This window comes from Acanthopleuribacter pedis (assembly GCF_017377855.1).
Classification (GTDB): Bacteria; Acidobacteriota; Holophagae; order Acanthopleuribacterales; family Acanthopleuribacteraceae; genus Acanthopleuribacter; species Acanthopleuribacter pedis.
Genome location: NZ_JAFREP010000025.1, coordinates 16,796 through 30,564, shown reverse-complemented (window position 1 = coordinate 30,564; position 13,769 = coordinate 16,796). Strand labels below are relative to the sequence as shown.

Below are 13,769 nucleotides of genomic sequence, written 5' to 3'. Positions count from 1 at the left end.
AACCACTGGGCTGCAACGGCCTGCAAAAATACTCGCCGCACGCCGTGGGTGCGGCGAGCATTTTTCCAAGCCATTTCGCTCCAGATCTTTAGCAAAAATCCCTCACGCTTATCGCGCCTCTTAGGTAAAACATTTAAAAAGAAGCCTTTGTCCGGTTCCCGTGCCTCCCCGGGCGCGGGCAACCACGCTGCAATGCGGAAATTTTCGTCTCAGTGCGTTATGAGTGTGGTACATTTTTTCCAACTTGACCATCGGATTGCTTGACCAAACATCGCTCGAACCGTGACAGGCGACATCGAGCCGGCACAGATCCCAAAACGTTGGGCGCGCGTTTTGTACCGCCCCAACCGAATCAGGCAAGACGGTGACCGCTCACCCCGAACCCCGGGGCTGATCGTGAAATGTGCTCCAGGAGAATTGCCGCATGCTGATCTCAGGTCCTCAATGTCCCGTGTCCCCTATCTGCCGCGAGGCAAAAACCGTCGGCGACTTGCTGACCCTTCGCGCCGGCCATACCCCCAAACAACCCGCCATGTTCCTCAAAAAAACACCGGCGACGCCCAACTGGCAGGAAATCACCTGGTCCGATTTTGATTTCAAAGCCCGCCAAGTGGCCCACGGTTTGTTGCAGGCCGGCCTCAAACCCGGCGATACCGTGGCCATCATCGGCCCCACCCAACCAGCCTGGTGTATTTACGATATGGGTGCATTACTGGCGGGCATGGTCACGGTCGGGGTTTACCCCAAACAATCCGTCGATCAAATGCACTACCTCCTGGATCACAGCGATGCCAAAATTGTGTTTGTCGACGGGGCCAATGAATTGGCGACCTTGTTCGAAGCAGCGGCCGAACTGCCCCAATTAAAAGCCATCGTTCCCTGGAATGAAATGAGTTACCGCGCCAACCGCGAGCGCGACACGCGCCTGACCTCGCCGACCCATTTTTGTGGCGCGGTTCTTGACCCGGAAGCGGTGCGTGACATCCAATCCGCGATTGATCCCGACAGCACGGCGATGCTGGTCTACACCTCGGGCACCACCGGTCCCCCAAAAGGCGCGATGATCAGCCACGCCAACATTTTGGCCATGATGCCGGCGATTGATGATGTACTCACCTTTTATACCAACGATCTTTACCTTAGCTTCTTGCCGATGGCCCACGTCACCGAACGCGTCCTGTCGTTTTACCACCGCATTAATACCGGCGTGGCCGCGGCTTATGCCACCAGCGTGGGCAACGTCCTAAATGAGGTCCAAGAAGTGAAACCGACCATCTTCGGATCGGTGCCGCGCATCTTCGAAAAGGCCTACAACAAGGTACTCGACCAAGTGAACAAAAAACCGGCACCCGTCCAGTCCGTGTTCCAATGGGCCCGCGGGTTCGCGGGTGATCGCCTCAAGGTCAAACTCAACGGCGGTATGCCGAGTTTTTGGCAGGATCTCGGTTACAACCTGGCCGAAAACCTGCTGTTTCGCAAGATTCAGAACGCATTCGGCGGTCAGGTCCGCATGATGCTAACCGGCGCGGCACCCATTGCGCCCGACATTCTCCATTTCTTCTGGAGCGTCGGCCTGCCCATATACGAGGCATACGGCATGACCGAGGCCACGGTTTTAACCCACATCAACCCGGCGGGCAGCCCTCGCCTCGGCACGGTGGGTTTACCCGTCAGTTCACTTACCCAAAAAATAGCCGAAGACGGCGAAATCCTGCTCAGCGGCAACACGGTATTTAAGGGTTACTACAAAAATCAGGAAGCCACGGAACAAACCATTATCAACGGCTGGCTACATACGGGCGACATCGGCATCGTGGATGAAAGCGGCTATTTGAGAATCACCGACCGCAAGAAACACATCATCATCACCGCGGGCGGTAAAAACGTGGCCCCGGCCAACATCGAGCGGGCGGTCAAAACCCAGAGCCCTTACATCAGCCATGTACACGCCCACGGCGACCGTCGCCCCTACATTTCAGCACTGATCGCCCCCAGCCCGATTGAAACGCTGGAGTGGGGTGCCAAACAAGGCGTCATCTCCCGTCAGACGGCCAAACAACTGAGTGACGCCTTGCTGGCCAATCCACAGGCGCGCTCGGCCGAATTGGAAGCAGCGATGACCACGGTCGCGGATCACCCCGCGTTTCGCACCCTATTTCTGGACGCGGTCCGCCGCGGCAACCAGCAATTGGCCAAGGTGGAACGGGTGCGCCGCTACCAAGTGCTCGGCCGCGACTTCAGCTTCGAACACGGGGAATTAACGCCCACGATGAAGCTGAAACGCAAAACGGTCGAAGAAAAACACCAGGCCTTGTTTGAGAAAATCTATACGGATCAGGCGGCGGCCGTGGACGTCGAACACTAAAAACGGCCCGCACTTGGATCGGAACCCGCGGACGAAACCGGTGCGCTTCCATCCAGGGCCAAAGCAGCCGCGCCAAGCTTCCCTGAGGTAGGCCCGAGTCCCGCCGCCCGTATCGGTGGGACCTCATCGGTCCCAAACGCATAGGCGGCAATCGCGGATTCCTGCCGATAATAAGTGACTTGTTCGCTCACACCACCCCCCAACACAATCAGGGCGGGATCGTAAAGTGCGATCAAACCGGCGGTGAAACGGGCAAACAAATCGAGGGTCTCTTCCACAACAACACCGGCAATCGGGTTGGTTTCGCGCCGCGCGAACACATCTTTTGCCTTGCCGGCAAGGGGTTGACCGCCCGCTTCGCGGTAACGGGCGTAAATCGAGGTGCCGCTGAGGTACGCCTCGGCGCAACCCCGATTACCACAAAGACAGGCACGACCGTGGTGGTGCAAAACCGTGTGGCCCGGCTCAGGCGCCAAGCCACGCCAACCTTGAATCATCCGCCCACCGCTCAAGACACCGGCCCCGAGACCGGTCCCCATGATGATGCCGACAACATGGTCATAACCACGGGCGATGCCGAAGCGCACCTCGCTTCGAACCAAGCAGTTGGCGTCGTTGTCGAAAAATAGCGGGCGGTTGATGCGTTCGCGCAGATCGCAACCGAAGGGTGTTTCGTTGATTTGAGGCGAATTGGGCGCATTGCGGAGCAAGCCTGTGCGCGGATCCAAACTGCCGGGAATCGCAAAACCAACGGCCGCTACCGCCACACCTCGCCCCAAGGCCTCGGCCATGGTGACCACGGTTTGAAGCAGGTCCTCACGGCGCGCGGGCGTTGGTTCTCGCAGGGTGCGCCATTCACGCCCCGTTTCGTCCAGAAGCCCGGCCTCGATCTTGGTACCGCCGATATCAAAACCAAGCACCTTAGTCACGGAACCTCCCACGCGAGCCCTGCTTTAGCGATAAACACGCCGCCACACCCAACCTAGCCCGCATTTCTCACGAGGATTCGTCGCGAGAAGCTGAAAGCCTTGTGAGTACGAAGATTACGACTGAGAGACGGCATAGGGGTCCGACCTTTCGGCGTAGCAGCGCTGCGGCGAAGGCGGCTCGACCGAGTAAGCGAAGTAATCGCATGGGTTGCCCCGCGGCAGAATTCCTTGTGAGAAATGCGGGCTAGCCCTTGGGTTCGGTCGGGCCGTTCAGGCTCCAATCGTATTCAAGGTAAAACACCCGCGTTGGCTTGAAGCGCTTGTCCTCGGGTAAGTACTTCAGAATAAAAGCTTCCACATCGGCTTGTTTGCCCCAGTCCTTACGGTACCATTCGAAAATTTTGGAAAGGTGCCATTCCTTGCGTTCCGCATCAAACCGGTTTTTGTTTTCGTTCAGCAAAAACCGTTTGGTCGCCGCTTCCATAAGCTGCTGTACGTTGTCGGCGGTATAAACCTGCTGATCCAAACGAGGACAAGAAGCCGAGGCACAATTCACGGTAAAGTGGATGCGGGGATCGAGCGGTCGCAACCACTCACCTTCGATATTGTTGAGGGATACCTTGCGGCCGTTGAGCTGCCATTCTTTTTTGGTAAAGAACCCAAACATCGCGCGAATTTTACGCACACTTTTCACCGGCCAAGCGCGATTTACCCCGATCAAGGTGTACACATTGTAGGTATTGGTCAGCAAGGCGATCTTGAGGTTGGTGTCGGTCAAGGTATCGGGATCAAAACCGGCCATAAAGGTTCGGAAGGCTTCCAATTTCTCTTGTAAATCCTTGCGTTGATGCAAGGTTGCATAGTCAACATCGCCGTTGGGCAAAACGATGACATCGTAAACTTCCTGAACACCCTGATGGAGTTCGGCAATTTTGGCGGTGGTGTCATCACCCGCGACAAGGCCCGACAAACCCAACAACAGCAGCAAAGCAAAAAAACGCATACGTCCTCCGACTGGTTCCAGCGACCTGATCCATCCAAGTCGCATTTTACGCTTGTTTGGATCAACATGGGCAAAACAAAAAACATTCCAACCCATGGCGACCCCACGCAAGGAAGGATCGACCTCACGGTTGCGGCAGCTTGGCCGAACGCAACAAGGAAGCGGCAAATAATCCTACGCGAATTGAATAATATTCCTAAATGCTAAATTATTGTTTTTCACACGCGAAAAAAAATACAGCACAACCCTTCCGCTCAAATACAGTCAAAAGCCAATCGCGAATAACAAGCTCACAATTTTCGATTAAAATATCTCACGAGGATCACTGAAAAACCATCACCTTACCGGCAACCCGATCAACGACCTCAAACCCACGCACCAAAGGCACTCACGCACCCGAGAAATCTACACAAACCTATCGCATAAAGGAACTTATACAAAACCACCAAGACCTCTCCAAATTCAACAAACCATTAAGCCTTCGTCAGACACAGGGCCACAAAACACCTTCGCGAATAACAAGATGATATACCAACCACGAAAAACAATAATACCCAATAACATCCACAAACAACATCTTTTCCTATAAAAAACCTTTGTACTCAGGCGAGCCATCTTTTAAAATCACCCATTATGAAAAGACCAACCGGCCGCCCCATGAAATACAGTATCATTATCGAGCAATTGGACGAGGACGAGATTTATACGCCCGCGACCATTGCCGATTTCGCCGAACAAATCGGCTATATCGACACCAGCGATCCCGAACGCTACCGGCTGGAACGACAGCGGGTCCGCATCGCCATGGGTCGTTTCTCCAACAACCACCGGTTCCCAGACGAGGGCGACGGTTTCGTGACCCTGAGAGGCCAGCCACCGATTCCCGGCTGGTTCGGCTGGCGCTGGAAAGCCGCCATCCACGATTGAGCGGCACCGATAAACCCAACCTGCTCACAACCGCAAGATCTCTTCCCCGGGGATGTCCATAAAAGGCTGGGACAACTCTTTAAAAGTCTGGATCCACTCTGCTTTCCCCTCCTTTTGAAAGAAGCGAACCGCAAAGGGTACATAGTTGACCGATAGCTTTTTGCGCGCCGCGCCCGATTCGATCGCCCACAAATCCAGGCCGTTGGTTTTGATGTCGCCACCTTTGAGCTTTTGACGGTGATGCTCCACCAAGACAAAACAACCCAACTGGACCTGACGATGCACCAAGCCGGTTTCCGGGTCACGGTGATCTCGCCCGATATGGGTCATCAACGCACGCGCATGCTCGACCAAAAGGTAGACCAGGTCGCGCTCCTGCTCTTCGGTTAACAACATCGACTTGTCCTTGAGCCCAGGATCTTACGGACTATTGTATCGCGGGGCCCACGGTTAAGGCACCCATGCGCGCTTTTTTTTCGCAAAAGGCCTTTCCTCCATCCAACCTCTTGTGTTAATCACTGAACCATACCGGCCCAGTCCACGCTCACCCCAAGAAGAGGCCTCATGCCGATCCCGATTGATCTCACCGCCCTATTGATTGCCTCGCTGGTTGTCACCGTTTGCCTCATGGCGGCCCGCCTGTTGTGGAAAGCCGCATTGCGTTTTGTCAAAATATGGCTGGTCACCTTCACCATCATGCTGCTTGCCGTTGTCGGTTGGTACCTTTCCACACGCGCCGGCCTCCTTTAACGCGGCCCACCCTTTCCTCAAGGATCCCTCTCATGCAAAGCGAGAACGCCCAAGCGGGCGGCACCATTTGTGTCATCGAAGACGACCCGGAACTGGCGGACTTCATGGTCCGCCGCCTGCGAACGGCCGGTTACCGGGTTTTCCACGAAAGCAACGGCGTACTGGCGGTCAGCCTGATCCTGCGCGAACAACCCGACGGGATCATTCTCGACCTGATGCTGCCGGGTATCGACGGCATCGAGGTGCTCAAGCAAATTCGTCCCCGCTATAGCGGTCCGGTGTTAATGCTCACGGCAAAAGATGAGGACCAAAGCCATATTCTCGGTCTGGAGGCCGGGGCGGACGATTACGTCACCAAACCCATTCATCCGCGGGTGCTGCTGGCCAGGCTGCAAGCCCTTCTGCGGCGTTTTGTGAAAAGCGGCGGCGTTGACGGCCAATCCATCGCCTTCGGCGGGCTCACCATCGACGCGGGACGCCGCGAGGTACGCTGGGAAACCACGGTCATCCAACTCACCAGTTCCGAATTCGATCTCTTTTGGTACCTGTGCAATCGGCCGGGAACCGTCCTAGACCGTGAAACCATTTACCGCGAACTCTACCAAACGCAATATGACGGTTACGATCGCGCGGTCGATGTCTACGTATCCCGCATTCGCCAAAAGCTGGTTAAAGCCATCGGCGAACCGACCCTACCGGTGACCCTCAAGACGGTGCGCGGCAAAGGTTATTTATTGGCGGTTAAGGAGCGCGCATGAGTGCGCTGTTTCGCCGCATCTATTCCGCCATCGCCCTGATTTTGATTTTCCTTGCGCTCATATTTGCGCTACTCATTCGCTACGAGGTCGGCAAACAGGTGCGCGAACGCACCGAATCGCTGGTACTGCCGATCGTCGAGAACGCCAAACAAACCCTGGCCGAAATGGGACCGGATCCGGTGGATCGCTGGCTGGCGGTAGAAGAACTCGGTATCCCCGACCAGTTTCCAACCCAGTTGGCGCTGCGCTCGGAACTCGATCTGAGCAGCAGTGAAACCAGGCGCCTCGAAGCAGGCAACTTGTTGGCACAACAACGGGACGGCGAACAGTGGATCTACGCCTTGCTCAACCAGGATGAAATCCTGGTGATCGGCCCCATGGTTCGGCCCGAGCTGCCCCGCCCCCCGGCCATCCTTCCCTTTCCCCCGCCGGTCACCTTGATCTTGATCCTCCTGATCATGGGCGTCACCATCTTTTTTATCATTCGCCCACTGGAGAAACGCATTCACCAGCTCGCCGACAGCGCGGAACAATTCGGCCGCGGCGCATGGGACACGCGAACGGCGGAATCCCATCAGGACGCCTTGGGTGATCTGGCCAAAACCTTCAACCAAATGGCACACCGCATCGAAACGCTGATTCTGGGCCAAAAAAACTTGCTCAGCGCGGTTTCCCACGAATTGCGCACGCCGATCTCGCGCCTGCTGTTTGCGGTAGACGAGGGTTTGTCGACAGCCGACCCGGCCCACAAAGACCGCATGCTGGATCGCATCGAAAACAACCTCAACGAAATGAATGAATTAATCGGTGAACTCCTAACCTGGAGCAAGCTGGAACACGAAGACTTGGCAGGCCAACACCAGACCCTGTCCATCAGCGCGCTTTTTGGTGAAATGGCGCAAATGGTCCACGAGTTACAACCCAAAACCCGGCTCACCCAAAACCACGAAAACCTCAGCGTGCGCGCGGCACCGCGTTACTTGAAACGGGCGCTTTCCAACTTGGTGACCAACGCGGTGCGTTACGGCGACGGCCGCATCTGGTTAAGCGCTTATGAGGCCGATCAGCATTGGCACATCAGCGTCGAAGACAACGGGCCGGGAATCCCGATCGCGGAGCGCGAACGCATTTTCGACCCGTTTACCCGCTTGGACAGCAGCCGAAATGTGGCCCTGGGCGGGACCGGCCTCGGCCTAAGCATTGTTCGCCGTATTATGATTCGCCACCATGGCATGGTGCTGTTGGAGGAAAGTGAACACGGCGGCGCCCGCTTTGTGTTGGTGTTTCCCAAGGACCCGCCCCAAGAAACGGCCGACACCGTCTAATACAACCTCGGGCGCTATTCTTCCAACAAGGCCAACATGGTTTCCCGATCAAGGCTTTCGAAAAGCTGATCGGCGTCGCGCCATAAGCCCTCGGCAACTAACTTCTTAGAGGCCTGCAACTTGAGGATGCGTTCCTCAATTGTTCCCTCGGCAATCAGCTTGTAGCTGATCACCTTTTTGGTTTGCCCGATGCGATAAGCACGATCCGTGGCCTGCGCTTCAACCATGGGGTTCCACCAGGGGTCGAGGTGGTAGACGTAACTCGCGCGGGTTAAGGTCAAGCCGGTACCGCCTGCCTTGAGACTGATTAAAAATACCGGGGCCACGCCGGCTTGGAATTGCTTCACCAGTTCGTCACGGTTCCGCGTCGCACCGTCCAGGTACAAATAGGGAATGTCCCGTTCCTCCAACTCGTAGCGCAACAACTGCAGCAGCGAGGTGAATTGACTAAACACCAAGGCACCGTGACCCCCCGCGGTCACCTCGCTCAAACTCTCCAACAGAAAATCGAATTTACACGAAGATGCCGTGAGATGCAGGTCGTCCACCAAACCGGGATGGCAACAAATCTGCCGCAACCGCAGCAATCGGCTCAAAAGAGACACCGCATTGATGCCTTGTTGCTTCAATTCTTTTTTGGATTTGAGCAAAACATCCCGATACAAAGCGGCTTGACCGTCATTCAGCGGCAGGCGCACGGTGATTTCCTGTTTCTCCGGCAGGTCCTTTTCAACTTCGCTTTTGAGACGCCGCTTGAGAAAGGGACCAACTTTGGTTTTTAAGGCGTTAAACGCCGGCGTGCCCGGCATGGTGATCGCCTTGACATCTTCCTCGTCACCCAGGTAACCCGGCGCCAGAAACTGAAAAATCGACCACAGTTCGGTCAGGCGGTTCTCAACGGGAGTGCCGGTCAAGGCCAAGCGGTGGTCGGTCCAAAGCTCGAAAACAGCCTGCGACGTTTGTGCGCTTGGATTTTTAATCGCCTGGGCTTCATCCAACACCACGGCCTGGAAATGCACGTCGTAAAAAAGGTCTAAATCCCGCAAAACCAAACCGTAAGAAGTAATAATCAAATCTTGTTTGTTTAGTAACTCGGCCTCGCGAATTCGCTTAGGGCCGTGGTGGATGGTGACCTTGCGGTTCGGGGTAAACTTGGCGGCTTCGGCAGCCCAGTTGCCGAGCAGGGTGGTCGGCGCCACAACCAATTGCGGTCGCCCAGGCTCGCGCACGGTTTCGAGGTAAGCCAGGGTTTGTACGGTTTTCCCCAAGCCCATGTCATCGGCCAACAGAGAGGGTTCACCGGCGCCGTGATTGGCCAACAACCACTGTACCCCGTCAACCTGGTAATGCCTCAGGCGTTGATGCCAAGCCTCGGACAAAGGCGCCGTTTCAACCGCGGCCGCCACACTGGGTGCACGTCCCGCTTTGGTCTCAAGAATTCGCTGAAGTAGGGATTTCTGCTTACTTTCATCTTCATGCAAAGCCCTGACACCGTTAAGGATCTCTTCGTGTTCCAAGATCACATCGACATCGACATTCAGGCGTTGGCCACTGCCCAACTGCACCATGGAACGGCCGCTAACCAAGCCATCCATCAGGGTCTCATGACCGAAGAGTTCCCCACCAATGCGGTATTGCGGGGCCAAGGAACCCTTGCTCCATTCAACCGACATCGCCATGGGCTGGACCCCAAACCACGCACCCGCATTCTTGTTGCGCACTTGCAAGCGATCAGGAAGCTGCATGTCTTCAAGGAAACGGCCCGCCATGCCCTCGCGGATACGGAAACTGTTGGTTCCCCAAGGCGCCTGGACATCGCGGAAGGTACGCCCCAGCAGGTTCATTTGGGTTTTATCCAGTTGCAGGAGCACGGGCCCCTTTTCGTCTTGGAGCAACTGGCGGGGCTGGTCCAAATTGTTGAGGGCAAGAAAACGACCGTCGGCCCAAACACCGGCCTGACCGTGGAGGTCCCGTTGGTGCACGGAGAAATCAAGGCCGGCCCCCTGGATTTCAGTGACCAGACGGGGTTTGGGCGAGTGCCATTGGATGCCGTGTTTTTGGCGTGCCAGCGCGGCCAAGGTATCAACCGCCACGGGTTGGGCTCCTGAGGTTTTGGCGAGGAAAGGTTGAAGATCGGCAAGGGCTTGGCGGAAATAAGTAATTGTACTACCAACAATCATAAATCCTGGGCGCCCCGGAAAACAGACGGCGTCGGCGCCAAAAGCCTCTTCGAGCCGCCACATCATCTCCCCGTCGCTTATTTTCACACCCAGCGTCGGCGCTTCATTCTCCTGCCGCCAGGCAAAGGGTTTGGTACCGCCACGTGGGAAAAGGGTGGTTTTGGCCAACGCGGTTAAAACCGTGGCCGCATCAACCCGAGGAACAAACAAACCGTCCTCCTGTTCCTCGCCAAGATCCTCAAATAACTCGGTCATGCGGCGGCTTAAGCCGACAACGCCACCCTCTTTTTTGATGAAGTGTAAAAAACCCGGCACCAAACTGTTGCGCGACAAAACCCGCACGAAAAACCGCGGGCCGCGTGGGTCCGCTTCCATTTCCAGCCGGTAACCGATTTGAGGTAAATCCTTGGGTTTGGCCGTTTTTTGTTTGAACACCGGCTTGACGCCGAGATGGTGGAGCGCAAGGACCACGCCGTGCAAACACCATTGCCCCTTGCCGTGCATGCGGCATTCCAAGGCGAGGCGCGCGCCGCGGCGGGTGATTCGGGCAAAAGCCGGCTTTTCGGTACTGGGCGGCGCCGGTTTCACCACGCCCTCGATACGGCCGCGTGCATCGTATTTGAAGGCACTCACCGATTGGATATCAAGGGCGTTTTCCGCGGCGGCAACCAATTCGGCCCCGGCCCAATTCACCAGCTCGTCACGTGTAAAAATTTTCTGATTACCGGCGTTCATCCCAATTCACCCCTTTTTTCACGGCCGCTCACGCCCATGGCTCGCCGGCATTTCAACCGCCTCACTGAAATGATTGAGCGCAATGGGAGCTAAGTCGGCTATTGAACCAAAAAGTCACCAACAGCGTGGATGATTTTTATCAAAAACCTGACAGGAAGGCGTTTGGAAAAAGGCCCCCTAACTCCAACACAACCCATAAACCTATTCCCAGCAAATACTTAATCGCAAAAATCGCCTTCCCTGATTTGGTAGGACCGACGATTAAACTCGGTTGAAATACAACAGCCTGGGGCGCAACGCGTGTCGTTCCAAAAGCGTAACCGAAAGATGCGCCACTTCAAACCGCAAGGTATTCTCAAGCGGCATACCGAGCAACATCGCGGTAATCACGCGGATCACGCCGGAATGGCAGAAAACCACGTGGTCCGGGCCGTCCATGGGCAGACGCGCAATCACCGCGGCAACGCGATCCGCAAGTTGCTGCAAGGATTCGCCGCCGGGCGCGGCATAGCCGACCGTGCTTTGCGCCCATAAATCGATGTCGGCGCGATCAATTTCCGACCACAGCCGGCCTTCCCACTCCCCGAAGCTCAGTTCCATCAAATCGGGTTCGATCAGTATATCTCGGCCCGGCGCATAGGATGCAACCCAAGCCTCGGCCAAAACCCGACACCGCCTGAGCGGGCTGGAAACCACGCGGATGGTTGCCTCGGTGGGCAACAGGCGCGCGGCATTCGGCAACTGGTCTTGCCAACCGAGCGCGCACGCCAGGTCGGCCTGTCCGTAACAAACATTTTTTGGGGCATCCACTCTTGGATGACGTACCAAATAAAGTCGCATGAAACCATTCCTTTAAAGCAGGGTAATCGAATGTGTAAAAGGGCGTCGTGGCACGGACCAAAAATGGGCGTGTTAGTGCAGGGCGAGCCGGTACCAGGCCAAAAAAACCAAGATGACGGTGAGTTCGGTAAGCTGCTGCACGGTGCCGAGACAGTCCCCGGTATAACCCCCCAACCGTTTGTGGAACAGGCGCGCGAGGTAAAGCGTGGTTAAACCCGCGCCCCCAAAAGCCAAGGCCGCCGGCACCGGGTAAAAAACCAGAACCGGGAGGGTAAAGAATGCCGCCAAAACCACACCCGGCGTCGAGAGCCGCGTGGCCAGGGGTTTGACCTTAGAAGTAAGATCTTCGCGGCCATAGGTGCCGCGGTAGATGATCAACACGGGAAAAAAGCGGCTGAGCACATGGCCCACGACCAGCACCACCGCCGGCCAGGTTCGCGGCAGGGCTGCAAGCGCGGAAACCTTCAGGGCCAGGACCAAGGCAAGCCCCACCGCACCATAAGTTCCCAACCGCGAGTCTTTCATAATGGTAAGGACCTGTTGCCGGTTCCAGCCACCGCCGAAGCCGTCACATACATCCGCCAAGCCGTCCTCGTGGAAGGCACCGGTCAGCAGGACGGTCGCCGCGAGCGAGAGCAGCAACGCGGTCAAATCGCCGAACAAGGGACGGGTGGCAAGGTAGCAAAGCGCGGCGACGGCACCCACCAACCAACCGACGAGGGGAAACCAAGCCGCCGATTGGTTGAGTTTTTCGGGCGAGTAACGTACCCAACGGGGTACGGGCACCCGAGTAAAAAACATGAGCGCGTTGAAGGCGGCATGAACCCAGTCGGGAATACGATCTCGTTGGGTCGTCACCTCAGGATTCACCGGCTTGACTCACCCCGGCCCCGTCGAAGGAAGCCATATCTTGGTAAAAGGCAACAGCGGATCGGATGAGCGGGAGGGCGACGGCCGCGCCGGTCCCCTCACCCAGGCGCATATCTAATTGCAACAAGGGTTTGGCCCGCAGGTAGTCCAACATGGCGCGGTGGCCCCGCTCCTGAGAGCAATGGGCAAAAAGACAGTAGCTGAGAATACAGGGTTCCATTTTGGCGGCGGTCAGAAGCGCCGCGGAGGCAATGAAGCCGTCGACCACGATCAGGCCGCGGCCCGCGGCGGCGGCCAACATGGCCCCGACCATCATGGCAATCTCGAAGCCGCCGTACTGGCGCAATACCTCGAGCGGTTCCATGTCGTCAAAACAGCGCGCGGCGGCCTCTTGAAGGATCGCGGTTTTGCGGGCCAGCCCTTCATCGGTAAGCCCGGTTCCGCGACCGACACAAACTTCTAAATCGAGACCGGTCAGAAAATGCATCAACATCGCGGCCGAGGAGCTGTTGCCGATGCCCATTTCCCCAAAGCCAAAGGTGTTCACCCCTTGTGCCAGCAGGTCGCGTACCAAATCGCGGCCCCGGGTTAAAGCTTGGTCCCGTTGGCTTTCGTCCATGGCGGCCTGCTCCAGAAAATCCCGTGTGCCGGGTGCCACGGCGCGACGCACCAACTCGGGGTGCTCGGGTAAAGGCGCGGCCACACCGGCGTCCACGACCTTGAGGTCGAAGTTGTGCAGGCGCGCGAAAACATTGATGGCGGCACCGCCGGCGAGAAAGTTGGCCACCATCTGCGCGGTCACCTCACTCGGATAAGGACTCACACCGCGACGGCTGATGCCGTGATCGGCCGCAAAAACCAGCCAGGTGGGTGAAGCGATTGTCGGCCGCGTGGTCGCCTGCATCATGGCGATTTGCAAGGCGCATTCCTCAAGTCGGCCCAAGGCGCCGATGGGTTTGGTTTTTTGATCAATAACCGCCTGGACCTTTTGTTTAAGCTCGTAGGCGGGGGTAGGGATGGGGTCAAACACACAGAACTCCCGATAAGCGATGGTTGTGCAGGCCCCCATTGTACGTTGCTTGCTTCA

Annotated in this window: 12 protein-coding genes; 5 read left to right on the top strand and 7 right to left on the bottom strand. The window is 56.7% G+C overall.

Translation table 11 applies throughout. The features are described from left to right. Positions 1–424 precede the first annotated feature (424 nt). A complete protein-coding gene (locus J3U88_RS23745) occupies positions 425–2,365 on the top strand; it encodes an AMP-dependent synthetase/ligase (protein ID WP_207861488.1) in 1,941 nt (646 codons plus the stop codon). Here J3U88_RS23745 and J3U88_RS23740 read toward each other — a convergent pair. Beyond that, on the bottom strand, positions 2,362–3,294 hold the full coding sequence (locus tag J3U88_RS23740) for an ROK family protein (protein WP_207861487.1): 933 nt from the start codon (positions 3,292–3,294) through the stop codon (positions 2,362–2,364). The genes J3U88_RS23745 and J3U88_RS23740 overlap by 4 nt on opposite strands. A 244-nt stretch (positions 3,295–3,538) precedes the next feature. Then, positions 3,539–4,297: a DUF547 domain-containing protein gene (locus tag J3U88_RS23735; protein ID WP_207861486.1), complete on the bottom strand. Its 759-nt coding sequence runs from the start codon at positions 4,295–4,297 to the stop codon at positions 3,539–3,541. Between the two features lie 657 nt (positions 4,298–4,954). On the opposite strand from J3U88_RS23735, the gene J3U88_RS23730 reads away from it, so the two are divergent. Next, positions 4,955–5,224, top strand: coding sequence for a hypothetical protein (locus tag J3U88_RS23730; protein WP_207861485.1), 270 nt, complete (start codon positions 4,955–4,957; stop codon positions 5,222–5,224). Between the two features lie 24 nt (positions 5,225–5,248). Here the strand turns inward: J3U88_RS23730 and J3U88_RS23725 are convergent, their stop codons facing one another. Next, complete coding sequence (locus J3U88_RS23725; RefSeq protein WP_207861484.1) at positions 5,249–5,620, bottom strand: hypothetical protein; 372 nt, start codon at positions 5,618–5,620, stop codon at positions 5,249–5,251. Positions 5,621–5,788: 168 nt separating this feature from the next. On the opposite strand from J3U88_RS23725, the gene J3U88_RS23720 reads away from it, so the two are divergent. From J3U88_RS23720 to J3U88_RS23710, 3 genes are read left to right on the top strand one after another with little or no spacing between them, the layout of a single operon-like run. Continuing rightward, positions 5,789–5,974, top strand: coding sequence for a hypothetical protein (locus J3U88_RS23720; protein ID WP_207861483.1), 186 nt, complete (start codon positions 5,789–5,791; stop codon positions 5,972–5,974). Between the two features lie 32 nt (positions 5,975–6,006). Next, positions 6,007–6,732: a response regulator transcription factor gene (locus J3U88_RS23715; RefSeq protein WP_207861482.1), complete on the top strand. Its 726-nt coding sequence runs from the start codon at positions 6,007–6,009 to the stop codon at positions 6,730–6,732. After that, positions 6,729–8,057, top strand: a complete 1,329-nt coding sequence (locus J3U88_RS23710) for an ATP-binding protein (RefSeq protein WP_207861481.1) — start codon at positions 6,729–6,731, stop codon at positions 8,055–8,057. Before J3U88_RS23715 ends, J3U88_RS23710 begins: the two co-directional genes overlap by 4 nt. 14 nt (positions 8,058–8,071) lie before the next feature. Here the strand turns inward: J3U88_RS23710 and J3U88_RS23705 are convergent, their stop codons facing one another. The 4 genes from J3U88_RS23705 to cobT form a co-directional block, all read right to left on the bottom strand. Continuing rightward, the gene (locus J3U88_RS23705; RefSeq protein ID WP_207861480.1) at positions 8,072–10,972 is read right to left on the bottom strand and encodes a DEAD/DEAH box helicase; all 2,901 of its coding nucleotides are present in this window, start codon (positions 10,970–10,972) and stop codon (positions 8,072–8,074) included. Between the two features lie 261 nt (positions 10,973–11,233). After that, positions 11,234–11,812 (bottom strand): histidine phosphatase family protein, encoded by a 579-nt coding sequence (locus tag J3U88_RS23700; RefSeq protein WP_207861479.1) that lies wholly within the window; start codon positions 11,810–11,812, stop codon positions 11,234–11,236. Positions 11,813–11,884: 72 nt separating this feature from the next. Further along, on the bottom strand, positions 11,885–12,670 hold the full coding sequence (locus J3U88_RS23695) for an adenosylcobinamide-GDP ribazoletransferase (protein WP_207861478.1): 786 nt from the start codon (positions 12,668–12,670) through the stop codon (positions 11,885–11,887). Position 12,671: 1 nt separating this feature from the next. After that, positions 12,672–13,712 carry a nicotinate-nucleotide--dimethylbenzimidazole phosphoribosyltransferase gene (gene cobT / locus J3U88_RS23690; RefSeq protein ID WP_207861477.1) on the bottom strand — a complete coding sequence of 347 codons (1,041 nt, stop codon included), beginning with the start codon at positions 13,710–13,712 and terminating at the stop codon, positions 12,672–12,674. Between the last annotated feature and the right edge of the window lie 57 nt (positions 13,713–13,769).

What these genes read in the sequence shown, in the direction of transcription:
- J3U88_RS23745 (WP_207861488.1), top strand. Translation starts at nt 425, where the DNA reads ATGCTGATCTCAGGTCCTCAATGTCCCGTGTCCCCTATCTGCCGCGAG.
- J3U88_RS23735 (WP_207861486.1), bottom strand. Translation starts at nt 4,297, where the DNA reads ATGCGTTTTTTTGCTTTGCTGCTGTTGTTGGGTTTGTCGGGCCTTGTC.
- J3U88_RS23730 (WP_207861485.1), top strand. Translation starts at nt 4,955, where the DNA reads ATGAAATACAGTATCATTATCGAGCAATTGGACGAGGACGAGATTTAT.
- J3U88_RS23725 (WP_207861484.1), bottom strand. Translation starts at nt 5,620, where the DNA reads ATGTTGTTAACCGAAGAGCAGGAGCGCGACCTGGTCTACCTTTTGGTC.
- J3U88_RS23720 (WP_207861483.1), top strand. Translation starts at nt 5,789, where the DNA reads ATGCCGATCCCGATTGATCTCACCGCCCTATTGATTGCCTCGCTGGTT.
- J3U88_RS23715 (WP_207861482.1), top strand. Translation starts at nt 6,007, where the DNA reads ATGCAAAGCGAGAACGCCCAAGCGGGCGGCACCATTTGTGTCATCGAA.
- J3U88_RS23710 (WP_207861481.1), top strand. Translation starts at nt 6,729, where the DNA reads ATGAGTGCGCTGTTTCGCCGCATCTATTCCGCCATCGCCCTGATTTTG.
- J3U88_RS23705 (WP_207861480.1), bottom strand. Translation starts at nt 10,972, where the DNA reads ATGAACGCCGGTAATCAGAAAATTTTTACACGTGACGAGCTGGTGAAT.
- J3U88_RS23700 (WP_207861479.1), bottom strand. Translation starts at nt 11,812, where the DNA reads ATGCGACTTTATTTGGTACGTCATCCAAGAGTGGATGCCCCAAAAAAT.